This is a genomic window from Sphingopyxis sp. LK2115, from assembly GCF_014595975.1.
Taxonomy (GTDB): Bacteria; Pseudomonadota; Alphaproteobacteria; order Sphingomonadales; family Sphingomonadaceae; genus Sphingopyxis.
Genome location: NZ_JABWGQ010000016.1, coordinates 1 through 25,029, shown reverse-complemented (window position 1 = coordinate 25,029; position 25,029 = coordinate 1). Strand labels below are relative to the sequence as shown.

Genomic DNA, 25,029 nt, shown 5'->3' with positions numbered 1-25,029 from the left:
AGCCATGCCGATCACCACCCGTGACCAGCTGATCGATGCGCTTGCCAACGGCGCCAGTCGCATCGTCATCGACAAGGGCTCCATCGCCCTCGGCTCCGGCTCTGCCGGTCAATATGCCTCGCTGTGGCGCGCGACCGGCACGCCGGGGCAGGGCGCCATCCCCGGTGCGGCCGAGGTCTGCACCGGGGCCCTCGTCGGCGCCTTGCCCTTTGCCAACCAGGCCGCGCCGCGCCGCAGCTATCTCGCCTGGCTCTGGGCGGTCTCGAGCGCCAGCGCCACGACGCTGGAGATCCACGACCGGCTGGCGCACATGGGCGGGCTCAACCTCTCGGTGACGAGCGCGCAAACGGTTGGCGTGGATGTCCAGACGCTCGGCGTCGCAGCGGACCGGATCGGCCGCGCGGACTTCTCCGACCTGCAGTGGTGGTACGAGATCTACAGCCCCGGCGGCGCGACCGCGGCCAACGCCACCTTCACCGTCACCTTCGATGACGGCTCGACCGGCACCCTCAACCCGCTCGCCGTGGGCGGCAGTCTGGCGGCCGGGCGCCTCTTCAGCCTCGACGGCCTGCGCACCGCCGCCCAGCAGGGGCGCAACATCCGCGGGGTGAGCAGCGTCACGCTCTCGGCCTCGACCGGGGCGGCGGGCAGTGCCGGGATCACCGTCACCCGCCCGCGCACCGCTCTGCCCATGCCGCTGGCGAACTTCTCCAACGTCGCCGACTGGGCCCAGCTCGGCCTGCCCGACATCCCCAACGATGCCTGCCTGTTCCCGGTGATCATCCCCAGCAGCACGAGCACCGGCACGCTGCGCGGCGGGGGCAAGATCGTCCATGGCTGAGCCTGCCGCCCGCGTCACCGGCGCCGCGGTGGTGGCCGCCGCGCGGCGCTGGCTCGGCACCCCCTTCTGCCACCAGGGGCGGCGGCGCGGGGTGGGGGTCGACTGCGTCGGCCTCGTCATCGCCGTGGCGCATGAGCTCGGCCTCTCCGACTTCGACATCACCGGCTATGCCCGCCGGCCCGACAGCGACCTGCTCGCCCGCCTCGCGCACGAACTGATGCAGCCCATCGATCCGGCCGCCGCCCGGCCCGGCGACGTGCTGCTGATCGCCATCGAGGGCCGCGCGCAGCATCTCGCGATCCGCTCCGACCTTGCCGGCGATCCGGCGATCATCCACGCCCATGCGCCCCGGCGCCGGGTGGTCGAGCACCGCATCGACGCGGACTGGGCGCAGCGCATCCTTGCCGCCTTCCGCCTGCCGGGAGTGGCGCAGGAGGAGGCGGACTGATGGCCTCGCTCGTCCTCTCCGCGGTCGGCACCGCGATCGGCGGGCCGCTGGGCGGCACGATCGGCGGCCTCATCGGCTCGGCGCTCGACCGCACCCTGTTCGCCCCCACGGTGAGCGCCGAGGGCCCGCGTCTTGCCGATCTGGCGGTGCAGGCCTCGAGCTACGGCCAGCCCATCCCGCGGCTGTGGGGGACGGGCCGCATCGCCGGCAATCTCATCTGGTCGACCGGCCTCATCGAGACCAAGACCACCACGAAGCAGGGCGGCAAGGGCGGCGGGGCGAAGACCACCACCACCACCTACAGCTACCATGTCGACTGCGCGATCGCGCTGTGCCGCGGGCCCATCGCGGGCGTGCGGCGCATCTGGGCCGACGGCAAGCTGTTCCGCGATGCCGACGGGGTGCAGCGCCACGCCGAGGCGCTGCGCGTCTACCCCGGCAGCGAGGACCAGATGCCCGATCCCGCCATGCAGGCAGCCCTCGGTGCGGCGGGCTGCCCGGCGCACCGCGGTCTTGCCTATGTGGTGTTCGAGCGCCTCGAGCTTGCCGACTTCGGCAACCGCATCCCCAACTTCACCTTCGAGGTCGAGGCGCAGGCCTCGGCCACGGTGGCGAGCGTGATCGAGGAGCTGTGCAGCCTCGCCGGCGTGCCCTTCCTCGATGCCGCGCGCACCGGGCGCATCGACCTTGCCGGCTATGCCGTGGCGCGCCCGGCGAGCATCCGCCAGGTGCTCGAGCCGCTGCGCAGCGCCTTCTTCTTCGATGCCGCCGAGATCGAGGGCGCGCTCGCCTTCTTCCCCGCCGATGGCACGCCGGTCGCGCGGGTGCCCGCCGGCGAACTCGGCGCCCACCCCTTCGGCAGCGAGCCGCCGCCGCTCGAGCTCCGGCGCACGGCGGAGGCCGAACTGCCGCGCCAGATCACCGTGCAGCACCTCGATCCCGCGCGCGACTACCAGGTGAACGCGCAGCGCGCCCGCCGCTCGACCAGCCCCAGCACCGCCGATCTCTCGGTCGACCTGCCGCTGGTGCTCGAGGCCTCCGAGGCCAAGGCGATCGCCGAGCGGATGGTCTGGCTCCAGTGGCTCGGGCGCGACACGGTCACCTGCCAGCTGCCGATCGCCTATCTCCACGTCGAGCCGGGCGACAAGCTGGTGGTGCTGGATGGCGAGGGCCGCGCGCGCACCTTGCGGGTCACCCGGCGCGAGCTGCGCCTGCCGGGCAGCCTGCTGGTCGAGGCGGTGACCGACGGCGCCGCCGCGCTCTCGCGCATCGCCAGCGCCGCGCCGGCCCCGGTGCCGCCGCAGGAAGTGCTGCTGCCCGGGGTGACCACCGCCCACCTCCTCGATCTGCCGCTGCTGCGCGAGGAGGACGACGGGCCGCACCTGCTGCTCGCCGCGGCCGGGGCCTCGGCCGGCTGGCGCGGCGCGGTGCTCGAGCGATCGGCCGATGGCGGCGCCACCTGGGAGCGGCTCGCCGACCTCACCGAGGCAGCCGTGCTCGGCACCGCGCTCGACGTCCTGCCACCGGCCTCGCCCCATGTCTGGGACCGGGCAAGCAGCCTCACCGTCAGCCTCCTCGATCCGTCCGACACGCTCGAGAGCGTGAGCGAGGCGGCGGTGCTCTCCGGCGCCAATGCCTGCCTCGTCGGCGGGGAGGTGATCCAGTTCCGCGATGCCGAACTGGTCGCGCCGGGCACCTGGCGTCTTGCCACCCTGCTGCGCGGGCGGCGCGGCACCGGTGATGCGATCGGCGCCCATGGCCCAGGCGAGCGCTTCGTGCTGCTCACTGGCTCCGCCGGGAACGCCCGGCTCGCCCTGCCGCTGGCCGAGCGCGGGGCGCTGCGCCAATGGCGCGCGGTCTCGCTCGGCACCCGGGCCGAGGATGCGCCGACCATCAGCCTTGCCTGGCAGGCGCGCGCGCTGATCCCGCTTGCTCCCGTCCATGCGCGAGGTGAGCGCAACGGCGCGGGCGATCTGGCGATCCGCTGGATCCGCCGCACCCGCTGGCCCGCGCCCTGGAGCGACCATGTCGATGCCCCGCTCGGCGAGGCGGGCGAGGCATATCAGATCGACATCATGGCAGGCAGCAGCGTCAGGCGCACCATCGCCACCACCCAGCCGCAGGCGCTCTACCCGGCTGCGGACCAGATCGCCGACTTCGGCACCGTGCAACCTGCCGTGACCTGCCGCATCCACCAGCTGAGCGAGCGGGTGGGGCGCGGCGCAGCCCTGGAGGTGACCCTGTGACGACCACTCCCAACCTTGCCTTGCCCTTCATCGATGCCGCCCAGGCGCAGAAGGAGGTGACCCACAACGAGGCGCTGATCCTGCTCGATGCCCTGGTGCAGGGGCGGGTCAAGGGCCGCCACCTCTCCGCCCCGCCGGCCGCGCCCGCCGAGGGCGAGGCGTGGATCGTCGGGCCCGGCGCCACCGGTGCGTGGACGGGTCAGAGCGGCCGGATCGCACTGTGGCAATCGGGCTGGCGCTTCCTCGTGCCGCGCGCGGGCTGGCGGCTGTGGGACGAGCAGGCCCAGCGGCTCGTGACCTTCTCCGGCAGCGCCTGGGGCGACCTGCCGGCCGAGGCGATGCAGATCCCGACGCTGGCCCTCGGCTGGATCGGCTACGGATCGGGCTATGCCTCACCCCGCTACTGGCGCGATGCCCATGGGCGGGTGAGCATCGAGGGGCTGATGCAGGCCGGGAGCGACGGCACCGTGTTCACTTTGCTTGCCGGCTATCGCCCACCTGCGCGGCTGATGTTCGCCTGCTGGTCGGGCGGCGGCGCCTACCGGGTCGATGTGACGCCCGCGGGCGAGGTGATCCTCCAGGGATCGAATGCCGTGTTCAGCTCGCTTGCCGGCATCACCTTCCTCGCTGCCGGCTGATCGCATGAAAGGAGGAGCATCATGGAGCCATCGCTCATCCTCGAGCTTGCCACCCGCTTCGGGCCGGCCGGCCTCATCATCGGCTGGCTGGTGTGGGAGCGCATGACCACCGCCAGGGAGCGGCTCGCCTATGACCGCGAGCGGCTCGAGGCCGACCGCCAACTCGCCGCCTCGCTCGCCGCGCTCACCGCCGTCATCCAGGAAAGGCTGGGCCGATGAGCCGCGAAAGCCTTGCCGCCGTCCGGCTGCGCCGCGCCGCGGCCTGCGCGCTCGCCGAGGCCTGCCGCGCGCTGCTGGCGATGCCGGCGGGGAAGGCAGGGCGCGGAGGTTCGGCCCTGCCGGATACCGCGCCGCTCCCTCTCGGCGTGAAGGCGCGCCGTCCGCGCGATCGGCACGGTTGCACCGGTAACCTGCTGACCTGAACCGAACCGCCGCGGCATGGGGCCGACCGGCCCTCACGCCGCGCCTTCCATCCCATCCTTCGCGCCCGCCCCTCTTTTGCAGAGGGGTGGGCGTCATCCTGTCCGGAGACCGCTCATGACTGCCATCACCTATCGCCATTGGCGCGATGTGCCCAGCAACCGTTGGCGCTGGAAGAACTTCTCGCCTGCCGAGATCGCCTGTCGCGGCACAGGCGCCATCCGTGTGCACGAGGAGGCGCTCGACAAGCTCCAGGCGCTGCGCGACCGGCTCGGCAAGCCGCTTATTGTCCGTTCGGCCTATCGCAGCCCGCAGCACAATCGCGCCATCGGCGGCGCACCGCGCTCGAAGCACATGGACGGCACCGCCTTCGACATTGCCATGGCGAACCACGATCCGGTGGCTTTCGAGGCCGCCGCCCGAGCCGTCGGGTTCAAGGGGTTCGGCTACTATCCGCGCTCGGGCTTCATCCACATCGATCTCGGCCCGGCGCGTCAGTGGGGCGAGCGGTTCCCGGTCCGGGCGACGGCGTTCGCCGAAGAAACGCCGCCCGCACGAGAGGTCCTGGCCGACAGCCGCACGATGAAGGGCAGCGGCGCAGCTGGCGTGGCGACGCTGGGCGCCGCTGGCGTCGAGGTGGCGCAGAACGTCCTGGCGGAGACCCAGACCGCGATCCTGCCGCTTGTGCCCTATCTCGACACCTTGCGCTGGGTGTTCATCGTCGTGGCGATCGCGGGCCTTGCCGTGACGATCTACGCCCGCATCGACGACTGGAAACGGGGGCGTCGATGATCGCCGCTCTGTTCACCGGGATCGCCGCCGCCCCGTGGATGCGGGCGGCCCTACGCTACGGCGCCATCGCACTCGCGGTGCTCCTGTTCCTGCTCGCACTTCGGCGCTGCGGCGAGCGCGCTGGTCGCCTCGCCGAACGCCTCGAAACCTCGGAGAAGACCAATGACGTCCAACGCCAGATGCTCGATGCGGCGGCTCGCCGCCCTCGCGATCGTAACAATCTCGCTGACCGGCTGCACAACGGTCGCTTCTAAGCCCCGCGTCACGACCGTCTGCCCACCGGTGGTCGAGTATAGCCGCGAGTTCCAGGCACGCACAGCCGACGAGCTCGATCTGCTGCCGGAGGGGTCGGCTCTCGCCGAAATGCTCGCCGACTACAGCGTCATGCGGGATCAGGCGCGAAGTTGTGTAAGCGTCCGGCCAACCACGAGTTGCGGGGTTGCCGCTGAGCAATGAAGGACGGTTCCTGAAGGGAGCTCTTTCTGGACTCCATAAGGAGGTCTTGTGATCGACGGTGGTGGCGTGATCGTGCGGACGGAGCGGCGGCGGCGCTATTCTGATGCGGAGAAGGCCGCGATCGTCGCGGAGAGCTTGCGGCCCGATGTCACGGTCACGTCGGTCGCGCGCAGGCATGGCATCGCCAAGAGTTTAATCTACAACTGGCGTGCCAACCGGTGCGAGGCTGAAGCGATTGCAAGGAAGGCGCTGGAGTTTATCCCATGCGGCCAGTTCGTCGAGGCCACAGCGGACACTTCGGCTCCCGCGATCATCCCTGAGGGGCCAGAGCCGTCGGTCGGCCCTTTGGTGGCCGGTGTAGCGGCTTCTCCGCCGACCGAGCCGCCACGAGCAGGCACGATTGCCATCGAGCTCGCCAACGGAGCGCGCTTGACCGTCGACAGCTTCGTCAACGAGAAGGCGCTCGCCCGGGTTCTGCGCGCGTTGAAGGCCGTGCCATGCTGAGCCTGCCGCCGGGCACCAAGGTCTATCTCGCCAGCAAGCCGGTCGATATGCGCAAGGGCTTTGCGGGCCTGAGCGTGCTTGCCAGCGAAGTCTTCAGGCTCGACCCTTACAGTGGGCACGTTTTCCTGTTCCGCAGCAAGCGCGGCAACTACCTCAAGGCGCTAATCTGGGACGGCACCGGCCTGTGCCTTTTCGCCAAGCGGCTCGAGCGCCATCGCTTCGTGTGGCCGCCGCTGGTCGATGGGGGTGTGGTGCTGACACCGGCGCAGTTTTCGCTGCTTCTGGAGGCTATGGATTGGCGGCGGACGGTGGCGCCAAAGCCGCCCAAACGGCCTGTGCATATCTAACGAATCGGGCACGGTTTTCCTGCCTTCGGCTTGGTCAAGATCGCCCATCATGTTATCCGCTGTTCGTGTCTCCCGCCGACCTTGATTTACCCTCCGATCCGGACGAACTTCGGGCCTTTGCCGAGGCAATGAAGGAGCGCCTTTCCGCTTCGGAACAGGCGCTTGCTGACGAGCGCAAAGCACACGGTGCAACGCGAGACGAACTCGGTGCCGCGCGCAACGCGATCAAGCTGACGACGCTTCAGATCGAGAAGCTCAAAGCCCAGCTTGCCAAGCTACGGCGGATGAAGTTCGGCCAGTCGTCCGAGCGCATGACGCAGCTTGCCGACCAGCTTGAGCTGACGCTCGAGGATCTTGAAGCCCGGCAGGCCCATGCCGAGTGCGTCGTGCGCGGGCAGGTCGATCAGGACGAGAGTGAAGAGCCGAAGCCCAGGCGCAAACCCAAGCGCGCGCCGCTGCCCGATCATCTGCCGCGCGATGTGATCATGCATCCGGCGCCCGGCGCGGATCGCTGCGCGGCGTGCGGCGGTAAGGCGAGCGTTCTAGGTGAGGACGTCACCGAAGTGCTGGAATATGTGCCCGCAAGCTTCCGCGTGGTGCGCCATGTCCGTCCCAAAGTCGCCTGCAAGTGCTGCGATACCATCGCCCAAGCACCAGCACCCGCTCTGCCGATCCCGCGCGGCCGTGCCGGTCCCGGGCTGCTGGCGCACATAATCGTTGCCAAGTTCGCCGATCACCTGCCGTTATACCGCCAGTCGCAGATCTATGCGCGCGAGGGCGTCGAACTTCCCCGCTCGACGATGGCCGACTGGCTCGGTCAGGTCAGCTGGCTGCTCGATCCACTGGTCGAGCGGCTTTGCTCACACGTCATGGCGAGCCCGAAGCTCCACGCCGACGACACGCCCGTCCCGGTGCTGGCTCCCGGAACGGGCAAGACATCGACCGGGCGATTATGGGTCTATCTGCGCGATAACCGCCGATGGAGCCCCAGCGACAAGCCCGCAGCCCTGTTCCGCTATAGCCCCGATCGCAAGGGCGAGCGACCGCGCGAGCATCTTGCGGCCTTTGCAGGCTTTCTGCAGGCCGATGCCTATGCGGGGTTCAACGCCCTCTATGACTCAGGCCGCGAGCCCGGCCCCATCACGCCCGTCGCCTGCTGGGCGCATGCGAGGCGCAAGCTGCATGACGTGCTTGTTGCTGACCGCGGCTCTGCCGCGCGCAAGGGGCTCGCCATGATTGCGCAACTCTACGAGATCGAACGGTTGGTTGGGGGTGAGCCTCCCATGGAGCGTCTGCGCCAGCGATCGGCATCACAGCTCATTGCGCTCGATTTCTTCGCATGGGCAGACAGCGTGCTCGGCCAGGCATCGGCGCGCTCACCGCTTGCTGAGGCGCTGCGCTATGCCGTCAAGCTGAAGCCCGCGCTGCTCGCCTACACCCAGGACGGACGGCTCGAGATCGACAACAACCTTGCCGAGAACGCGCTGCGCGGCATCGCGGTCGGGCGCAAGAACTGGCTGTTCGCCGGCGCGGATTGCGGCGGCGAGCGGGCGGCCGCGATGTATTCGCTGCTCGAGACCGCCAAGCTCAACGGCGTGAACCCGCAGGTCTGGCTGACCGACGTCCTCGACCGCATCGGCAAAGGCCATCCCATCAACCGCCTCGACGAGCTCCTGCCATGGGCGTGGAAGGCGGCTCGTTCCAGTGACCCCGACGTTGCGTGAGGACCCATTGCGCCGATGGCAGCTATCTGCGATTTTCCGCCAGAAGCCGACATTCAGCAAGCGACCCCGAAGCGGTCGTTCCGAGTCTGGCAATCCAATTACGGATCAACATTCGTATTCATCGACCGTATGCTTGACCTGCTAAGTGGCTGAAGCGACGATGATCTTGTACTGGAGAGGGACCACAATAATGCGTCATGTCACTGCGCCTCGCGCGCTTGCAATCGCAATGGCCGGTGTTGCCGCTGCTAGCTTCCATCCAGTTCCGCTATTCGCGCAAGAGGAAACGCCGATTCAACCTGAGACGGTCGATCCGCGATGGCGCGCCACCACGATCTACTTCCTGCTCACCGACCGCTTTGCCAATGGTGACCCAACCAATGATCGCTCTGTCGGCCGCGAGCCGAACGGAGGTCCGCTGCGCAGTTTCGAGGGCGGCGATCTCAAGGGACTGACACAGAAGATCAAGCAGGGCTGGTTCAACGATCTCGGCGTCGATGCAATCTGGACAACGCCGGTGATCGAGAACGTCCACGGCTCCGTCGAGGAAGGCGAGTGGGGACGCACCTACGCCTATCACGGCTATTGGCCCAAGGACTGGACCGCAATCGATCCCAATCTAGGGACCGAGGCCGATTTCGCCGCAATGGTGAAGGCGGCACATGGCAAGGGGCTGCGGGTGATCGTCGATGTCATCGCCAACCATGCAGGGCCAGCGACTCCGCTCGACCCGCGCTGGCCCGAAACCTGGGTGCGCCGCACACCGGCTTGCGATTACCAGAGCTATGCCGGCACAGTCGATTGCGAGCTGTCCTTCACCTTGCAGGACATACGCACCGACAGCGAAACGCCCGTGGCGTTGCCCGACTTTTTGCTCGCGAAATGGCGCAAGGAAGGCAGGCTCAAGCGTGAACTTGCCGAGCTCGATACGTTCTTCGCTCGCACCGGCTATCCGCGTGCGCCCAAATACTATCTGGTCAAGTGGTTGACCGACTGGGTGCGAGATTATGGGATTGACGGCTTCCGGGTGGACACCGCCAAGCACGTCGATCCTGAACTGTGGGGCGTGCTCAAGAAGGAATCTGCCATCGCACTGGCTGAATGGCGCGCGCGCAATGCCGACAGGATCGCAGGGGATCGCCCGTTTTACATGGTCGGGGAGGTGTTCAACCATGGGCTGCTGGCCAACGGTCAATCGGTCGGCGCGGCCTATGATTATGGCGACCGGTTCGTCGACTTCCGCGATCACGGCTTCGACGGCACGATCAACATGGGCTTTCCCGCGCACCTCGCGATGCCGCTCCCCGCGCTTTATCGTGCATTTGACGCCGAATTGGCGACGGGTGCCTTCGCAGGACGAGCAACCTTGAACTATCTCGCGTCACACGACGACATGGCGTCGTATGATCAGCCGCGCGCAAAACATCTCGAGTCCGCCGAGGCGCTGCTGCTCGCCCCTGGCGGCGCGCAAATCTATTACGGCGACGAAATTGCGCGCTCGCTGGTGATCCCCGGCACCAAGGGCGACGCAACCCTGCGGTCAGTGTTCGATTGGCAGAAATCCGATACCGACGCCGGCCGCGCCATGCTTCAGCACTGGCAGAAGCTCGGGCAATTCCGTAAGCGGCATCCGGCGATTGGCGCAGGGCGGCACCACGAACTCGCCTTTAAGCCCTACACCTTCGCACGCATCCTGAACGAAGCTGGGCTGACCGATAAGGCCGTGGTGGCAATGACCGCAGGAACGAGCGGCCCGATTACCATCCGCACCGGGACGGTCTTCCCCGAAGGCACATTGCTGCGCGACAGTTACAGCGGCGAGATGGCACGGGTGGTGGCGGGGGAGGTGCATATCGCAAAACCGGGTCGCGTCGTCCTGCTCGAAGCAGTCGAATAAAATCCACCCTGGAAACTCTCAGCGAAAAGCCGCCATTCCGCTTTCCACCCACGACCGGCCATGAGCCGGGACAATGCTCGATCTCGAAAGCCGTATGGCGGCAATCCCCGGCTCACGAAAAATTCCCGCCATTCGGGAAGCGACCCCAATGCAGTCGCTCATCACAAGTTTGGCCACACCGAACAGGCAGAGAGCTGATCAGTCGCTGTCTCGCCGGAACACGCACCAGATGAACTTCTGCGCCGCGCCCCACGGGGTGAGGTGTTCCTCACGCCAGTCGTCAAGCAACGTGAACGCGCTACCGAGTGCAACGGCAAGGCTTGCCGCATCATGGCGCTGCACTGGCAGGCCGCTGCATTTTTCTGGTCCATCGGGCGCGAAGGTGGCGATGATGACGAGTGCACCGGGGGCGGTTCCAGCCAGCAGTGCACGCCGATAGGCGTCCCGTTGCTCAGGCTCGGTCAGGAAATGGAAGACGGCCCGGTCATGCCATACCCCGTAGCGATGCGGCGGGTTCCAGCGGGTTATGTCGGCGATCTCCCAGTGGACGCCCGCTGCCGCCTCGCCCAGTCGGGCTTGCGCCGCCTCCAGTGCCGGGGCGGCAATGTCGACCACGGTCACATCGCTCCACCCGTTTGCCAGCAAGGCATCGACGAGATTGGAGGCGCCCCCTCCGATAGCGACGAAGGGTGTCGTGCGGGGCACATCAAAGCGTGCAAGCGCGGCAAGCGAAGGGCGCGGTTCGCTCTGGAACCAGCTGACCTCGCTGGGTGCCTTGTCGGAATAGACCCGATCCCAGTGCTGATGCTGAGGTTCTTCTGTCATCGTGCGCCCTCCTTCACGAGCAACCGATTAGCTACTTCGCTTGCAGCAGCGGCCGCCAACAGACCCAGCAGAACCGAGGCGAGCATCTGGCTCGACCAGTGTCCCCCGAGCACCACCCGGGCCGCCACTCCGGCAAAGATCAGAGCAAGCGCAAGGGCGCGCAGCCCGTTCGCCGACCTGCCCGTTGCTGCCGCAAAGACAACGACTCCGAAGATGCTTCCATAAACGAGCCCGAAGGTGGAAGGCAGCCCGCTCGAACTGCTGGCGTTGGCAACGGCAACCAGATCCGCCGAAGGCCGCGGCGCAAAGATCACAGCGCGCATGCCCTTGTCGATCAGCCAGGCGAGACCGAAGGCAAGCGGGACCGAAAGCACTGCGCGCCAGCCAGCAGCAAGCCATACCAGCCCGACCCCGACCACCATGGTCGCAATTACCATTGGTGGCTTGGCTGTATCGGTAAACCATTCAGCCCAAGGCGGCGCATTACCAAACAGGGATTGCAATCCGCGTGTGGCCCCAACGTCGCCCGGCAATGGCCCCTGAACTGCGAGGCAGGTTCCGCCAATCGCAAGAGCCAACAAGGTAAGGATCAAGAGCCGGTTTGCAGAATGCCCCATCACGCAATCGCCGCACGATACCTTGCGTCCACCACCTCCCATTCAAGGTTGGCCATGAAGGCATCGACATACTTCGCTGCCGCCGCACCGTAGTCCATGTGAAAGCTATGCTCATACATATCGAGCGCGATCAGCGGCGCGCCGGTGGCTGCACCGTGCATGTGATCGAAGGCCCAGTAATTGTGCAGCGACTCGGTGTGGCGGTTGTAGCTGAGGATGCACCAGCCCGATCCGCCCGCCAGTGACATTGCGGTGCGGCGGAATTCGGCCTCCCACGCATCGAAGCTCCCGAACCACCCATCCAGCGCCTCGTAGATCGACCCGCCGGGATTGCCGTTGCCGCCCAGAGCATCGAAGTAATATTCGTGCAGCACCACCGATCCGGTGCGGTGCAGTTCCTCGCGCTTCAGCCCGGCATAGGCAACCGGCGGAAAGTCGGGATCGGCCATGGCGGCAGCAAGGCGGGTCTCGATGGTGTTGAGCCCGCGCACTGAGCCCTGATAATTGTTCTCCCAGTGCGAGGTAATCAGCCGCTCGGACAGGCCGGTGAGCTTGGCCGGATTGAACCGCAGCGGCTTCGGCGTGTGCTTGCCGGCAAAGGCAGCGGCACGGGAAGCGGCTGCGGCAGGATCTTGCGCCGAAGCTGCGCTTGCCGTTCCTGCCAGCGCGATGCCCGTGGCCGAAAGGGCTGCTGTGCCGATGGCTTGCCTGCGTGTGATGATGCTCATGTCGTCCTCCTCAGATTGCCAAAACCAGAACCATGCCGCCCAGCGCGGCGGCCATCAGAACCCGCAGCACCGACCATTTCAGCCCGAACACCAGTGCGCAGGCGAGCGCTGCCAGCACGCCTGCGCGCCATTCGAAGCTCGCCGGGTCCGGCCAGTATAACCGCAGCGGACCGAATTGGCGCTGGCCCACCTCAGCAAACAGCACATGCAGCGCAAACCATGCGGTGAGGTTGGCGATGACGCCCACAACCGCCGCCGTCACTGCTGCGAGCCCGCCCTTCAACCGCACAGCGTTACCCAGTCGGTCGATCCACGGCGCGAAGGCAAAGATCCACATGAAGCACGGCGCGAACGTCACCCACGTGGTCAGCCCCGCCCCCAGCAATCCCGCGAGGAAAGGCGAGAACGGTTCCGGCGCACGGAAGGCCGCGAGGTAACCGACGAATTGCGTCACCAAGATCAGCGGCCCCGGCGTGGTTTCCGCAAGGCCAAGCCCATCGGCCATCTCACCGGGACGTAGCCACCCGAAGCCCTGCACCGCTTCCTGCGCCATGTAGGCGAGCACTGCATAAGCCCCGCCAAAGGTGACGATGGCGAGCTGCGAGAAGAATACGCCGATTTCCCACAGCACGTGATCCTGCCCCAGCGTCAGCGCAATCAGCACCATCGGCGCGGCCCAGACCGCTCCCCAAAGGGCAACCGAAATGATCGTGCTGCGCCATGGTCGTTCGGGCAAATCGCCAGCGGGTGCTGTGGGTTTCAGCGCCAACAGGGCAGGGCGCCACGCTGCGACCGCCATTCCAATCACCCCGGAACCCAGCACGATCAGCGGAAATGGCAGATCGAACAGGAAGAGTCCGACAAACGCGGCCACCGCCAGCGCACGCTTCAATCCCGTATCGAGCGCACGTCCGGCAATCCGCAACAAGGCCTGCACCACAATCGCAAGCACTGCTGCCTTTACGCCCAGAAACAGCGCCTCGACCCATGCGAGATTGGCGGCAATGGCATAGAGCACCGACAGCGCCAGAATGATGGCCGCGCCCGGAATGACGAACAGCAGCCCCGCGGCCAGCCCGCCGCGCCATCCATGCAGCCGCCACCCGATCCATGTGGCGAGCTGCTGCGCTTCGGGGCCGGGGAGCAGGTGGCAGAAATTGAGCGCGTGGAGGAAATCCTCCTCGGCCACCCATTTGCGCTCTTCCACCAATTCCCGGTGCATCAGCGCGATCTGCCCCGCAGGTCCGCCAAAGCTGAGCAGGCCGATGCGGGTGAACGCCCGCAGCAGATCGACAAGAGCGACGGAATGGGTGAGAGCCGATGACGCCAAGATGACCTCGCACAAAAGACCTTGCCAACAACGGCAAGGCTACGAGGCAACGCTTGGGCTTTTCTCGGCCTGAACGGGAGGTTGCTTCGCCCCGTCGCCGATGGTTTAGAATGCTGCGCAAGTCTCGGCAAGGTCGAAACGGAAATTCCGCTATCCACCCAAACCCGGTCATTCCGGTGCCGCCACCCGCATCCCGAAACTGGCCATTGCCGACAACGGTTTCGACCGGACGCTTACGAAGTTGTCGCGGCCGAAGCCCTTAAACACGGCAATGGGAAAAGCGCGAACCAAAAGCGCCTTATCCTGTTGATAATAATGAAGAAACGAGCGTTCTAGGCGTCGTGTCCACTGCGCTGGAGGAGCCGGTCAATGCCCCCCAAGTATCCCAACATAACAGTCCAGCTGACTGGACATGACAGCAATGCCTTCATGATCCTTGGCTTGTGCCGACGGGCCGCAAAAGAAGCGGGCCTCTCGCAGCAAGAGATCGACGCGTTCTACCAAGAGGCCACAAGCGTGGATCATGATCATCTGATCCAAACCGCCATGCGCTGGTTCAACTGCCAATAGAAGCCGAGCTGGCTTTTGACGCAGTGTCCGCATAGGTTGCCGCGAAGATCGTCTCGGAAAGCCACTTCTTGAACGAGGGGTTGTCGCTGAACTGCTTGAACAGTTCCGTGTGGTCGGACAGCAGTTCGATCACGGCACGTTCAAGCGCCTTGTCGTGCTCAATGCGCGCGTTCTGCTTGTCCGAGTTCTTCATGGCGTTCTGATACGCCTTGTCGGCCGACACCTTAGCCGGAAGCTCCTCCGCGATGACCTTCCCGATTTTGTCCCGGTCCTTCCAGTCGATGTTGCCGAACATCTCGTTGAACGTCTTGAGGATGTTGCTCAACAGATCGAGCTCGGGCTCGGGTTTGCGACCGCCGCCAGCAGTAGGGACCGGTCCGATTTCGGCGTCCGCGTCCGGCAGCACGATGGCCATGGTTGCCTGGGCTTCGACGCGGTAGCTGTCCATGTCGATCGCTTCAAGGATCCCCTTGGACAGGTCCTGCTCCTCAGGCGCCGGCAGCTTGGGCGTCAGGAAGTTGAGGAAGATGGATAGCTTCTCCCAATCCGCATTGCTGTAGGGGAGGATCGCGGCCAAGAAGCCGTATGTCCTCGTGAACGCCTTCGCCTTGCCCTTGAAATCGACCTGCCCATCCTCATCGAGGTCGGTCTTGTAGACGGCAACACAGGCATCGAGAATCGGGTCGAGCTTGTCCCGGTCCGCTCCGCCGAGGTAGAGCGCCACCAGGTCCTCCACCTGGTCCCATGCATAGACCTGGTAGCCATCCAGCGCGGCCTTCAGATCGTGCAGCTTGTTTGGGTCGGTTTCCTCGCTGAGGATCGTGGTCCGGTAATAGGGCTCGAACGACGTCTTGATGGCCTCGAAATCGTTCATGAAATCCAGCACGAAGGTGTCGTGCTTTTGTGGATGCGCCCGGTTCAAGCGCGACAACGTTTGCACCGCCTTCACGCCGGACAGCGTCTTGTCCACATACATCGTGTGCAGCAGCGGCTCGTCATAGCCGGTCTGGAACTTGTCCGCGACAATCAGGAACCGGTACGGGTCCTTCTGGATCAGCTCCTCGATCTGGCTGCTTGGAAAGCCGTTCAAGGTCGCTTCAGTGACCTTCTGGCCGCCGTATTCATGCTCCCCCGAAAAGGCGACGATGGCTTGATAGGGGCTCTTGCGTTCCTTCAGATATTCCTGGAACGCGTGGAAGTACTGGATTGCGCGCTGAATCCCGTTGGTGATGACCATCGCCCGGGCCGCGCCGCCGATCTTGCGATACGCCATGACCTGGTCGTGGAAGTGATCGACCATGATCTCGGCTTTCTTGCGGATCGCGTGGTCATGGGATTCCACATACTTGCGCAGCTTTTTCTGTGCCCGCTTGGTGTCGAACTTGGGGTCGTCCTCCACCGTCTTCATAAGCCGATAATAGCTGTCGACCGGCGTGTAGTGTTTCAGCACGTCGAGGATGAAGCCCTCCTGAATCGCCTGCTTCATCGTGTAGCTGTGGAAGGGTACGTGCTTGATCTTGTCCCCTTGCGGGACCGGCGCACCGAAAACCTCCAGGGTCTTGTTCTTTGGCGTGGCGGTGAACGCGAAATAGCTGGCGTTCGGCAGCACCTTCCGCGCCTCCATCAGACGGTTGATGGCGTCCTCGACCGTCTCCTCTTCCTCCTCGGCGCCATTCGCGGCGAGCGCGATGTTCATCTTCGCTGCGGTCCGGCCACCCTGACTGGAATGAGCCTCGTCGATGATGATGGCAAAGGTTCGCCCGCGATGCTCGTCGCCGATCTCGTCTAGGATGAAGGGGAACTTCTGGACCGTCGTGATGATGATCTTCTTGCCGGCCTTCAGGAAGGCCCGCAGGTCGCCAGACTTTTCGGCGTGTCCCACCACGGATGAAACCTGCGCGAACTGTTTGATCGTATCGCGGATCTGCTTGTCGAGAACACGGCGGTCGGTGACCACGATGACGGAGTCGAAGGTCGTCTTGCCGCCGGTCTCCAGCCCGATCAGCTGGTGGGCGAGCCAGGCAATCGAGTTGCTCTTGCCCGAACCGGCCGAGTGCTGGATCAGGTAGCGCTTGCCCGCCCCCTTGGCTTCGGCGTCGGCCAGCAGCTTGCGCACCACGTCCAGCTGATGGAAGCGCGGGAAGACCTGCTTGGGCGGCTTCTTCTTGCCGCGCTCGTCGACCTCCTCGACCACCTGGGCGTAGTTTTCCAGAATGTCGGTGAGGTTCCGCTTCGTCAGGTATTCCTTCCAGAGGTAGTCGGTCTTCAGCCCGTGGGGGTTCGGCGGGTTGCCCGCGCCATCGTTCCAGCCCTTGTTGAACGGCAGGAACCAGGACGCCTTCCCCTTCAGGTGCGTGCACATCCGCACCTCGTGGTCGTCCACGGCGAAATGGACGACGCAGCGGCCGAACTGGAACAGCAGCTCCTTCGGATCGCGGTCGCGCTTGTACTGCTCGACCGCGTCCTCGACCGTCTGCTTGGTCAGGCTGTTCTTGAGTTCGAACGTGGCGACGGGCAGGCCGTTGATGAACAATCCCGCATCCAGCGACAGCTTGGTCGCGTCCTTGGAATAGTGCAGCTGGCGGGTGACGCTGAAGACGTTGGCGGCGAACAGCGCCTCCGCCTTCGCGTTCCCCGGCGTGGGCGTGCCATAGAACAGTTCCACCGAGCCCGGGCCGTGCTTCACACCGTTGCGTAGCACGTCGATAACACCGCGCTTGGCGATCTCGCCCTGCAGCCGATGCAGGAATTGCAGGCGCTTCGGGCCGTCCACACCGATCCCCAGCGCCTCCACAGCCTCTGGCTGCGTAGCGTTCAGGAAGTCGAACAGCTTTGCGACATCAAGAGCGTGGTCCCGGTCGAAATCCGTCGAGTCGCCTGCGACATAACCCGCCTCGTCGATCAGCGAACGGACGATCAGGGCTTCGAGGCCTTTTTCACTGGTGTCAGTCGTCGGCATCGGCCCCCTCCATCGCTTCGGCATCGCCGTCTTCCAACACGTCGTCCAGTGCGTCATCCTCGTCGGCAATCGGCTCATCCACCGGCGCGGCGATCTCAATGTGGCGCACGTCCAGCTTGCCGGTGACAACATCGGCAATCAGGCGCTCGCGATATTCGCTGATCAGTGTGATCTCGTTTTCGGTTCGACTGATTGCATTGCTGAGCGTGCTGGTCTCCGCCGAAATCGAAGCCAGAATTTCCGCCTGTTCTTTATCGTTGGGTGGAAATGCGAAGCGGAGATTGCCGATAAAGCCCCACTCAGCTCGCGGCATCTTGGCCCCAAAGGTGGAGCTATTCACGATATCGATAATGGTCTTGGAGCGAAGCTTTACCTCAAGGAACTCAGCCATGGGTGCTTCCTCCGTGGGCCTCAACACCAGAAACTCGCCAACACAAACGCCAGGCTGTTCGGGGCGGGTCACCTTGGCAAGGTAAGGACGGAGCTTGCCGAATAGTACATCATTCGCGGCGAAACGCTTCACTTGGCTATCGAAAGCAATATCATCGCCTGGTGGGGTAATCTCACCTGTCCAGCTCTTCACATGTTCCAATGCGATGTAGGTTTCCCCCTCGCGCAACGAGTTCGTTTGTTCCGTGACGTTGCGGACCAGTGTTTTCAGCCGCTTGACCTCCCAATGGGCTGGAACCTCGGGCATCCAGTCGATGCCAGTGGGCTTCATCGGGGCGTCAGGGTTCAGGCCGCGCGTGACGGCCCGGTTGATGATCGCCTGCTTTTGCTCGTTCAATAGCCCGATCAGCCGCCGCTTGTTGCGGATCAGGCGCGCGGCGAGGCGCCCATGTGCGTCGAGGAAATCGGCAATTCTTGTCTGCTCCTCAGTCGGAGGAAACGCAGACGGCATCTGCTTGAACTCGTCCCAATAGAGCCGGTTGCGGTCCGAGACGATGCCGCGCGAGAACTTGTTCACCTCACGCATGTAGGCGGTGGTGCGGAAGAGATAGGTGTAGTAGCGCGGATCAACTTCTGGGAACGGGCGCGCCACGACATAGGCAGGGCTGATCAGGCCATCCACAGGCGCAACACCCACCGCGCCCTGCCACATCCGCATCATGTTGTAGGCAACGTCGCCCTTGGCTGCGCGCTTGTACTTGCTGCGGTCCGCCATTTGCTGTTTCCGCGCGCCATTCTCCATATCGCGCACGCGCACGCCCGTCCGCAACGATACCTCCAGGATCGGCAAGTCCTCAAAGCCGGTCTCGACGCGCTCAGCGAAAAGACGACCGTTGCGACGCACATCCCAATGCTCCGGGATCTCACCAAGCCAGGGCAGACCGCTGTCTCGGTACTGCGGAAAACGCCCTAAAGCGCCGCGGCGCCTATTGCTGTCGGCGGCTGAATGGGCGGGTGCGGGCTTGGTCTCGGAATTCATTGGTTGCTCAAACAGGGATGGCTGGGGATCGCTGGGCGGCGGAGCGGCGACGGGTGCAGGCGACTGCCGCGCGGCCCAACCCGGAATCTGCGCATTGTTCGGGGCCTGCACGGCCTCGATGGGCTCTCCAAACAGCAGGAAGTCGGGAATGGCCAGCGGCTCGATGAACCGCAGGCTCTCCGCCTCGTCGCCCTTCAACTGCTCGCGCAGCTCCATCAGCAGGCGACCCAGCACGTTCATGCCGACGAGTGTGCCGTCCGGCTGCTCCGTGGCTCCCCAGAAGTCCTTGCGGCGGACCTTCTTCTCGACAATCGGCATGTCCGCCGTGGACAGCAGCAGCTTGCCGAAGGTCTGCCAGTTCTGCGCCAGCTTCACGCGCAGGCACCAGCGCATGATCTTCACCCGCACCGCATCCCAGTCCGGCCGGGTGTCGGAGCGGAACGGCTTGCTCCGCATCTTTGCGGTCATGGGGCTCGGATCGTCGATGATCTGGCGCTGGACGTCCGGCCGGCGCGGGAAACGGCAGGCCTGGTAGAGTGCCTCCGACGTGCGGATCCGCACGCCGTTCAGGACAATCGGGAAGCCCGGCGCCATGTTCGACAGCCCGCCAAAGCGCTCGTTCGTCTTAAGGAAGACGGCGCTCTCCGCTGGATGGTATGTGCGAACCTGGCTGGGCTGGGCCATCAGAAGTCTTCCTGTGCCAGCATCGCCATGAACCTGCGCAGCGACGTGTCGCTGTTCGTCGTGCGGGGGAACAGCGGATACCAAGGATCCCCCGCCCACAGCGCCAGCGGCGCATTGTTGGGGCAATTTCTGAAGGTTACGATCAGCGAGCCGAAACCGAGCGTTTCGAGGAGCATGTTTCCCAATGGGCGCTGATACTTATTCAGGTTCGGGCACATCTGCCGAATGCGCACACCGGCCTTCAGAAATTCATCTTCCAAAAGCTGGCGCGCTTCATCACTTGAAAAAATTCCCTTTCCACCGACCTGTCCCGGCGTTCGCAGGTGTGGCTTGTGGGTCATCGCTCCCACGTATTCCGCGACTGCCGCGTCATCTGGGATACGAACAGGCCGCAACACGTCTGACGAATCAGTGTGAGCTCTCTGATTTTCGAGATCTAGCTCGCACCACCAATGAAAGGTGATATCCTTCCCGGCGTCCTTCGCCGCCTTCAGTATGTTTCCCTTGTTGTGCTGTTCCGCATAATATCTGGCACCAGTGTGCATTGCGATCATTACTATGTGCACTGTGGCTTTCGCGGGCGCGTCTCCGGCGATCCATTTCTCGATGTCTTGCTTAACGCGGTTTCCTGTGAATGTCGCGTCATCAATGTAAACAAAGACCTCCGCGTCCTTACCGCACTCGGAGACTTCGAAACCGCAATTCGCCTTGAGCAACTTGCTGAACAGAGCGAGCATCTCCTTCTGGCTTGCCCCGCCGCCTTGGATGTCGAGAAACTTGACGCTCCTCCAGAACGCGCACGGATCTTCGCCAACCAGCTCTTTGGTCTGAAACAGTCCGGCTAGAAATTTCGCAGTTCTCGCGCGGGAGAAGTAGGTCTGCTTCAGGACGTGGTCCATCTCCCGCAGAATTGGCAGCTGAACTGCGGCGTCGAACTGACCGACCCAACGCTCGATACGCTCTGGCGTCGGGGCTTCCCCATCAGCCTCACGATAGTCGGCCGTCGTCGCCGCGATGGACGCGAGAAGATCGTCCCGCTCAGCCATTTCCGTTCTCCCCCTGCCTGTCGCTTGCCCACCGCCGCATCTCAAAGCCCTTCGAAGTACGTCTTGATCTTCGCTGCCATCAGCTTTCGGCGCGCTTCGAGGAAGTCTCCAAAATCGGGAATTTCCCCATCGAGCAGCGCTTCGGGCAGGCAGCTCATGCGGAGATTGGCCCGCATCTCGGCCATGTCCGTGATGCCGCCGTACTTCCTTGGCCCGCCGTTGCACTGCTCGGCCAGCTCGGCGAAGTAGACCTCGGGCGCTTTGTCGCCGATGGCGATGTTGATCTCGCTCTGGGCCAGGACAAAGTTGGCGATCTGGTTGTAGCGCCCCCGCGTCAGCCCCTGGTTCTTCAGGTGGTTGCGCGGGTAGACGTGATGCACGTCGCTGCGATTCAGCAACAGGTCGCGCACGGTGATATCCCGCGACAGGAAGCCGAGGTCCCCTAGCTTCACCTGTGCCGCCTGGTAGACGAGGAAGTAGGGGCTCGATGCCGAGGAGGTATCCATCTCCTGCGGGAGCAGCGTGGACCAGAAGCTCTCAGGGAGCTCCGCATCGATAACCGCCTCGCAATAGGACGTAAGGCCGCGCGCTTCAATCTGTCGGATATCGAAATCGAACGCCGTCTCCGGGCTGCCGGAGTAGCGTCCCCTTAGCAGCGACATGACATACCAGCGTCTTACCAGCCGCTCGATGTCGGCAGCCGGCATGCCTTCCGCACGGCCGCGCAGGTAGAGGATGTAGGCGAAGTTGATGGCATTCTGGCTGCGGATGAGGTTCGAAGTGATGAACCCGGCCGAGCGCAGAATCATCGTCAAACGATCGAAGTGCGTCTTGTTGATGAAGTTGAGAACGCCGGTCTTCAGGCGGGCGAACGCCTCCTCGGCGACAGCTTCCTCATACTGCTTGGTCTCGAAGTTCCGCCCTGATAGCAAGGCCACGAGATCCTGCAGCTTGCCGCGCCGGAACTCGGACGTGAATGCCACGCGCAGCATGTCGGTGTAGGAAGGGTCGTAGAGGTCGTCGTTGACGTCCTTCAGCCACCGCATTTTCGGGAGGAATTCGGACGAGGCGAATGCCTTGTCGCCCTTCTCGATGCGCGAGAGGAACTCGGGCGCGACGGCCAGATGGCAGAAATAGTCGATGGCCTTGCGCAGCATGTTGCCGCCGTAGGTGTCGTTGGCCGCGATCTTCGACATCGCGAAATCCGCTTGGCTAAGCGACGCACCGGCCGAGTTCACCCGGATGAAGATCTCGGTCACGGTTTCGATGTCGAGGTCTTCGGCCAGCTCGATGATGCCGACGTGGTTGTTGATGATCTTCCGGACGCGTTCCAGGATGCGCGAAACCTGCTTGCGGTCGGCATCGGGGTTACGTTCGGAATACTCGTCTGTCAGCTCGGTGAGGCTGGCATCAGGAGAGAAGACCGCAGCGAGATCGGGAATCCAGGCCGCGTCCTTGCGGATCGCGGGGTTCGAAACCTCGAACCGCTCCTCGACTGGATGGAACGCAATCCTGATCCGGACGGTCTCGTAGTCCTTGGTCAGCACCTCTTGTCCGAGCAGCGCCGCCATCAGCGCCGTCACGCGCTGCTGCCCGTCGATCAGGATGCGCTTGCCGGACGATGTCGTACCGTCCTTCAGCCGGACGGATGGATTTCGCCAGGCGATGAGGTATCCGACCGGATAGCCCTGATAGAGGGAGTCAAGCAGGTTCCGGACCTTCGTCGCATCCCACACGAACGGACGCTGGATCTCGGGGATCGCAATCTCACCGGACTTCACCCAAGTCAGAAGCGTTTCGATCGGATGGGGAGTGACGGAGTAGCGCTGGGTGGCCATTCTTAGTGCCCTCCCATGAGGACGTCTTCGAGCAAGCCCTCCGTCTCTTTCTCCAGCGCTCGGATATCGGCCTCGATTTCATCGAGTGTGCGCAGCGGCTGCGGCTTGTAGAAATGCCGCGTGAACGAAATTTCGTAACCAATCACCGTTTTCGAGGCGTCGATCCAAGCGTCGGGGGCATGCGGCAATACCTCGCGCCGGAAGAAGGCTTCGATGCCGCCGTCTTCGAGGAACGGTACCTGTTCGGTATCCCTGAGCTCGGTGTCAGGCTCATACTCCACGACCGACGCTTTGCCGCCAACCGTCGTGTGATAGCTGCCATACAGCGCTTCCCGCGTCGCATCCGACCCCGCCTTCGGCTTCGAGGTCTTGCGGATCACCGGTTCCGCTGCGGCATCTTTCTGGCCGAGCGCCGACATGAGCAGCTTCTGCCGCTTGGCCGTCATACGGAGGCCAAGCGAGCTGGCGACATCCTCCACCTCGGCAACGAAGGCATTGAAGTCCAAATGCGGGCCCGGACCACGGGCTTCCGCCACCGCCTCGATGGCGCGGACGAGATCGCTTTCTCCCGCTTCGGAGCACGTCTTGCGGAATCGCCGTAAGGCTCCTTCCGTCAGCTCCGCCTTCAAGCGCAAGGGACGCTCGACTGTGATCTTCCAATAGCCGAACGCCTCGTTTGGGAAGACCTTGGACGTCTCGTCTTCCTTCTGTAGGAGGAACGCGTCACAGATGCGTTTGATATCGTCAACGCCGAGTTCGCAGTTCTTTTTCCCGAGATTTTTGCGGAGCGGCTTGAACCAAGCGGTGGCGTCAATGAGCTGTACCTTGCCCTTGCGGTTCTCGGCCTTGCGATTGCTCAAGACCCAGATGTAGGTTGCGATGCCAGTGTTGTAAAAGATGTTCAGCGGCAGGGCGATGATGGCCTCGAGCCAGTCGTTTTCGATGATCCAGCGGCGGACGTTGCTTTCACCGGAACCCGCATCTCCCGTGAAAAGCGAGGACCCGTTATGGACCTCGGCGATCCGGCTCCCAAGGGGAGACGCCTTCTTCATCTTGCTGAGCATGTTGGCCAGGAACACCATCTGGCCATCGCTGGATCGGGTGATCAGGCTGAACTCAGGATCGCCTCCGTGCTCGATCACGAAGCGAGGGTCACGCAGTTCTTTTTTCCCCCCCATGCGCTCCAAGTCGGTCTTCCAAGACTTGCCGTAGGGGGGATTGGAAAGCATGAAGTCGAACTCGCGGGACGGGAACGCATCCGCTGACAACGTAGATCCGAACTTCATGTTTTCGGCCTCAACGCCTTCTCCCTTCAGGATCAGGTCGGCCTTGCTGATGGCGAATGTTTCCGGGTTGACTTCTTGTCCGTAGAGGTGAACCGAAACTTCCTTCCCGTGGTCGGTTGCCAGCTTGATCAGTGTCTCTTCGGCGACAGTGAGCATGCCGCCCGTGCCGCAAGCGCCGTCGTACACGAGGTATGTGCCCGACTGGATGTGGTCGGCGATCGGCATGAAGATGAGGTAGGCCATGAGCTCTACCACGTCGCGCGGCGTGAAGTGCTCGCCTGCCTCCTCATTGTTCTCTTCGTTGAAGCGGCGGATGAGCTCCTCGAAGATCGTGCCCATAGAATGGTTGTCGAGGCCGGGAAGCCGGACGCTCCCGTCCTGGTGGAGGACCGGCTTTGGGCTCAGGTTAACTGAGGGGTCCAGAAATTTTTCGAGCAGGAAACCGAGGACATCTGCTTCGACGAGCGTGGGAATCTGATTGCGGAACTTGAACTTATCCAGCACTTCCTGAACGTTCGGCGAGAATCCGTCGAGGTACGCCTCGAAATCGGCCTTCAGCTGCTGTCGTCGCGCTCTGGAGGTCAAATCGCGCAGGCGGAACTGAGATGTGTTGTAAAATGCCTCTCCCGATGCTTGGCACAGAGCGGCATGCTGGTTCGCGACCCCCGCCTTATCGAGCTGGGTCTTCATGGAGAGCACCGCTTCCTTCGTCGGCTCCAGCACAGCATCGAGACGACGAATAACGGTCATGGGCAGAATGACATCTCGGTACTTCCCCCGGACGTAAACGTCTCGAAGGACATCGTCGGCAATATTCCAGATGAAGTTGCTGATATTCAAATCGCTCACGTGCCGCCCCTCACGCCTTGTTCTGCGCTGCTTTTTTCTGCTGATCGATCCAGCTATCGAGGTCCGACCGCTTAAACCGCCATGCACCGGCGACCTTAAAGCCCGGCAGATCCCCGCGCTTGGCGAGCCTGTAAACGGTCTTCTCGTCGACGTTCAGGTAACCTGCCACGTCCCTTACGGTCATGGCCTGGTCAGGCGTATCCGCCATCATCCAGCCCTCACTGTTTTTCTGACCATAACAGGAGAACGCAGGGCAAACTAGTCCATTCTCGGGCACTCTGAGGTTGGCAAGGGGTAAAGTCGTAACCCAGAAATCCGTCTCGCAAGCTGAACGTCGTCTTTCCGATCCAAAGATGAGCCGAAGGAGCAAGAGGGAGACCAGTGCGACGTGAAGGTCCAGGAAAAGGGTCGGCCAACAGGGGCCGACCCTTGCTCGTCCTCGGATTGTTAGGCTTCCGCCTGCTGAGTGTGACCCGGGTCGGAGGTGCTGGAGCGGACAATCGACGTTAGCGTCCGCGCTCGTGGTGTAATTTCCGGTGTAGGCGATGGTGTATT

22 protein-coding genes and 1 pseudogene are annotated in these 25,029 nt (G+C 63.9%); 13 read left to right on the top strand and 10 right to left on the bottom strand.

Going from position 1 to position 25,029, the window contains the following annotated elements; genetic code table 11:
• Nucleotides 1-4: 4 nt before the first annotated feature.
• The 12 genes and pseudogenes from HUW43_RS02965 (at nucleotide 5) to HUW43_RS02910 (ending at nucleotide 10,313) form a co-directional block, all read left to right on the top strand.
• Nucleotides 5-841, top strand: a complete 837-nt coding sequence (locus tag HUW43_RS02965) for a hypothetical protein (RefSeq protein WP_188236024.1) — start codon at nucleotides 5-7, stop codon at nucleotides 839-841.
• The gene (locus tag HUW43_RS02960) at nucleotides 834-1,289 is read left to right on the top strand and encodes a C40 family peptidase (protein WP_188236023.1); all 456 of its coding nucleotides are present in this window, start codon (nucleotides 834-836) and stop codon (nucleotides 1,287-1,289) included. Before HUW43_RS02965 ends, HUW43_RS02960 begins: the two co-directional genes overlap by 8 nt.
• Nucleotides 1,289-3,535 carry a phage tail protein gene (locus HUW43_RS02955; protein WP_188236022.1) on the top strand — a complete coding sequence of 749 codons (2,247 nt, stop codon included), beginning with the start codon at nucleotides 1,289-1,291 and terminating at the stop codon, nucleotides 3,533-3,535. Before HUW43_RS02960 ends, HUW43_RS02955 begins: the two co-directional genes overlap by 1 nt.
• On the top strand, nucleotides 3,532-4,173 hold the full coding sequence (locus tag HUW43_RS02950) for a DUF2793 domain-containing protein (protein WP_188236021.1): 642 nt from the start codon (nucleotides 3,532-3,534) through the stop codon (nucleotides 4,171-4,173). The genes HUW43_RS02955 and HUW43_RS02950 overlap by 4 nt, the downstream gene beginning before the upstream one ends.
• 21 nt (nucleotides 4,174-4,194) lie before the next feature.
• Nucleotides 4,195-4,392, top strand: coding sequence for a hypothetical protein (locus tag HUW43_RS02945; RefSeq protein WP_086620099.1), 198 nt, complete (start codon nucleotides 4,195-4,197; stop codon nucleotides 4,390-4,392).
• Nucleotides 4,389-4,595 (top strand): hypothetical protein, encoded by a 207-nt coding sequence (locus HUW43_RS02940; protein ID WP_086620100.1) that lies wholly within the window; start codon nucleotides 4,389-4,391, stop codon nucleotides 4,593-4,595. Before HUW43_RS02945 ends, HUW43_RS02940 begins: the two co-directional genes overlap by 4 nt.
• Nucleotides 4,596-4,710: 115 nt before the next feature.
• Nucleotides 4,711-5,385, top strand: a complete 675-nt coding sequence (locus HUW43_RS02935) for a YcbK family protein (protein ID WP_188236020.1) — start codon at nucleotides 4,711-4,713, stop codon at nucleotides 5,383-5,385.
• A complete protein-coding gene (locus tag HUW43_RS02930; protein ID WP_188236019.1) occupies nucleotides 5,382-5,639 on the top strand; it encodes a hypothetical protein in 258 nt (85 codons plus the stop codon). Before HUW43_RS02935 ends, HUW43_RS02930 begins: the two co-directional genes overlap by 4 nt.
• Before the next feature lie 250 nt (nucleotides 5,640-5,889).
• The gene (gene tnpA, locus HUW43_RS02925) at nucleotides 5,890-6,345 is read left to right on the top strand and encodes an IS66-like element accessory protein TnpA (RefSeq protein WP_188236018.1); all 456 of its coding nucleotides are present in this window, start codon (nucleotides 5,890-5,892) and stop codon (nucleotides 6,343-6,345) included.
• Nucleotides 6,339-6,692 carry an IS66 family insertion sequence element accessory protein TnpB gene (gene tnpB, locus HUW43_RS02920; protein WP_067489571.1) on the top strand — a complete coding sequence of 118 codons (354 nt, stop codon included), beginning with the start codon at nucleotides 6,339-6,341 and terminating at the stop codon, nucleotides 6,690-6,692. The genes tnpA and tnpB overlap by 7 nt, the downstream gene beginning before the upstream one ends.
• Nucleotides 6,693-6,820: 128 nt before the next feature.
• Nucleotides 6,821-8,380: pseudogene (tnpC, locus tag HUW43_RS02915) on the top strand (IS66 family transposase); the annotation flags it as partial.
• 265 nt (nucleotides 8,381-8,645) lie between these two features.
• Complete coding sequence (locus HUW43_RS02910) at nucleotides 8,646-10,313, top strand: alpha-amylase family glycosyl hydrolase (protein WP_188236016.1); 1,668 nt, start codon at nucleotides 8,646-8,648, stop codon at nucleotides 10,311-10,313.
• A 198-nt stretch (nucleotides 10,314-10,511) separates the two neighbouring features.
• Here HUW43_RS02910 and HUW43_RS02905 read toward each other — a convergent pair whose 3' ends face one another.
• The 4 genes from HUW43_RS02905 to chrA all read right to left on the bottom strand — a co-directional run bounded on the left by HUW43_RS02905 (nucleotide 10,512) and on the right by chrA (nucleotide 13,813).
• On the bottom strand, nucleotides 10,512-11,138 hold the full coding sequence (locus HUW43_RS02905) for a methyltransferase domain-containing protein (RefSeq protein WP_188236015.1): 627 nt from the start codon (nucleotides 11,136-11,138) through the stop codon (nucleotides 10,512-10,514).
• A complete protein-coding gene (locus tag HUW43_RS02900) occupies nucleotides 11,135-11,560 on the bottom strand; it encodes a phosphatase PAP2 family protein (RefSeq protein WP_188236014.1) in 426 nt (141 codons plus the stop codon). Before HUW43_RS02900 ends, HUW43_RS02905 begins: the two co-directional genes overlap by 4 nt.
• Nucleotides 11,561-11,754: 194 nt before the next feature.
• A complete protein-coding gene (locus HUW43_RS02895) occupies nucleotides 11,755-12,483 on the bottom strand; it encodes a superoxide dismutase (RefSeq protein ID WP_188236013.1) in 729 nt (242 codons plus the stop codon).
• 10 nt (nucleotides 12,484-12,493) lie between these two features.
• Complete coding sequence (gene chrA, locus HUW43_RS02890) at nucleotides 12,494-13,813, bottom strand: chromate efflux transporter (RefSeq protein ID WP_188236012.1); 1,320 nt, start codon at nucleotides 13,811-13,813, stop codon at nucleotides 12,494-12,496.
• A 369-nt stretch (nucleotides 13,814-14,182) separates the two neighbouring features.
• On the opposite strand from chrA, the gene HUW43_RS02885 reads away from it, so the two are divergent.
• Nucleotides 14,183-14,383 (top strand): hypothetical protein, encoded by a 201-nt coding sequence (locus tag HUW43_RS02885; RefSeq protein ID WP_055460702.1) that lies wholly within the window; start codon nucleotides 14,183-14,185, stop codon nucleotides 14,381-14,383.
• Here HUW43_RS02885 and HUW43_RS02880 read toward each other — a convergent pair.
• From HUW43_RS02880 to HUW43_RS02850, 6 genes are read right to left on the bottom strand one after another with little or no spacing between them, the layout of a single operon-like run.
• Nucleotides 14,370-17,342 carry a type I restriction endonuclease subunit R gene (locus HUW43_RS02880; RefSeq protein ID WP_188236011.1) on the bottom strand — a complete coding sequence of 991 codons (2,973 nt, stop codon included), beginning with the start codon at nucleotides 17,340-17,342 and terminating at the stop codon, nucleotides 14,370-14,372. The genes HUW43_RS02885 and HUW43_RS02880 overlap by 14 nt on opposite strands.
• Complete coding sequence (locus HUW43_RS15610) at nucleotides 17,329-19,455, bottom strand: NADAR domain-containing protein (RefSeq protein ID WP_223181233.1); 2,127 nt, start codon at nucleotides 19,453-19,455, stop codon at nucleotides 17,329-17,331. Before HUW43_RS15610 ends, HUW43_RS02880 begins: the two co-directional genes overlap by 14 nt.
• Nucleotides 19,455-20,501, bottom strand: a complete 1,047-nt coding sequence (locus tag HUW43_RS02865) for a hypothetical protein (protein WP_188236010.1) — start codon at nucleotides 20,499-20,501, stop codon at nucleotides 19,455-19,457. Before HUW43_RS02865 ends, HUW43_RS15610 begins: the two co-directional genes overlap by 1 nt.
• 41 nt (nucleotides 20,502-20,542) lie before the next feature.
• On the bottom strand, nucleotides 20,543-22,339 hold the full coding sequence (locus HUW43_RS02860) for a DUF262 domain-containing protein (RefSeq protein WP_188236009.1): 1,797 nt from the start codon (nucleotides 22,337-22,339) through the stop codon (nucleotides 20,543-20,545).
• A gap of 2 nt (nucleotides 22,340-22,341) precedes the next feature.
• On the bottom strand, nucleotides 22,342-24,474 hold the full coding sequence (locus HUW43_RS02855; RefSeq protein ID WP_188236008.1) for an N-6 DNA methylase: 2,133 nt from the start codon (nucleotides 24,472-24,474) through the stop codon (nucleotides 22,342-22,344).
• A 10-nt stretch (nucleotides 24,475-24,484) separates the two neighbouring features.
• Nucleotides 24,485-24,685 carry a helix-turn-helix domain-containing protein gene (locus tag HUW43_RS02850; protein ID WP_223181232.1) on the bottom strand — a complete coding sequence of 67 codons (201 nt, stop codon included), beginning with the start codon at nucleotides 24,683-24,685 and terminating at the stop codon, nucleotides 24,485-24,487.
• Between the last annotated feature and the right edge of the window lie 344 nt (nucleotides 24,686-25,029).

What these genes read in the sequence shown, in the direction of transcription:
- HUW43_RS02895 (WP_188236013.1), bottom strand. Translation starts at nt 12,483, where the DNA reads ATGAGCATCATCACACGCAGGCAAGCCATCGGCACAGCAGCCCTTTCG.
- HUW43_RS02860 (WP_188236009.1), bottom strand. Translation starts at nt 22,339, where the DNA reads ATGGCCACCCAGCGCTACTCCGTCACTCCCCATCCGATCGAAACGCTT.
- HUW43_RS02930 (WP_188236019.1), top strand. Translation starts at nt 5,382, where the DNA reads ATGATCGCCGCTCTGTTCACCGGGATCGCCGCCGCCCCGTGGATGCGG.
- HUW43_RS02905 (WP_188236015.1), bottom strand. Translation starts at nt 11,138, where the DNA reads ATGACAGAAGAACCTCAGCATCAGCACTGGGATCGGGTCTATTCCGAC.
- tnpB (WP_067489571.1), top strand. Translation starts at nt 6,339, where the DNA reads ATGCTGAGCCTGCCGCCGGGCACCAAGGTCTATCTCGCCAGCAAGCCG.
- HUW43_RS02900 (WP_188236014.1), bottom strand. Translation starts at nt 11,560, where the DNA reads ATGGTGGTCGGGGTCGGGCTGGTATGGCTTGCTGCTGGCTGGCGCGCA.
- HUW43_RS02940 (WP_086620100.1), top strand. Translation starts at nt 4,389, where the DNA reads ATGAGCCGCGAAAGCCTTGCCGCCGTCCGGCTGCGCCGCGCCGCGGCC.
- HUW43_RS02880 (WP_188236011.1), bottom strand. Translation starts at nt 17,342, where the DNA reads ATGCCGACGACTGACACCAGTGAAAAAGGCCTCGAAGCCCTGATCGTC.
- HUW43_RS02910 (WP_188236016.1), top strand. Translation starts at nt 8,646, where the DNA reads ATGGCCGGTGTTGCCGCTGCTAGCTTCCATCCAGTTCCGCTATTCGCG.
- HUW43_RS02850 (WP_223181232.1), bottom strand. Translation starts at nt 24,685, where the DNA reads ATGATGGCGGATACGCCTGACCAGGCCATGACCGTAAGGGACGTGGCA.
- HUW43_RS02935 (WP_188236020.1), top strand. Translation starts at nt 4,711, where the DNA reads ATGACTGCCATCACCTATCGCCATTGGCGCGATGTGCCCAGCAACCGT.
- HUW43_RS02965 (WP_188236024.1), top strand. Translation starts at nt 5, where the DNA reads ATGCCGATCACCACCCGTGACCAGCTGATCGATGCGCTTGCCAACGGC.
- HUW43_RS15610 (WP_223181233.1), bottom strand. Translation starts at nt 19,455, where the DNA reads ATGGCCCAGCCCAGCCAGGTTCGCACATACCATCCAGCGGAGAGCGCC.
- HUW43_RS02885 (WP_055460702.1), top strand. Translation starts at nt 14,183, where the DNA reads ATGCCCCCCAAGTATCCCAACATAACAGTCCAGCTGACTGGACATGAC.
- HUW43_RS02945 (WP_086620099.1), top strand. Translation starts at nt 4,195, where the DNA reads ATGGAGCCATCGCTCATCCTCGAGCTTGCCACCCGCTTCGGGCCGGCC.
- HUW43_RS02960 (WP_188236023.1), top strand. Translation starts at nt 834, where the DNA reads ATGGCTGAGCCTGCCGCCCGCGTCACCGGCGCCGCGGTGGTGGCCGCC.
- HUW43_RS02955 (WP_188236022.1), top strand. Translation starts at nt 1,289, where the DNA reads ATGGCCTCGCTCGTCCTCTCCGCGGTCGGCACCGCGATCGGCGGGCCG.
- HUW43_RS02865 (WP_188236010.1), bottom strand. Translation starts at nt 20,501, where the DNA reads ATGGCTGAGCGGGACGATCTTCTCGCGTCCATCGCGGCGACGACGGCC.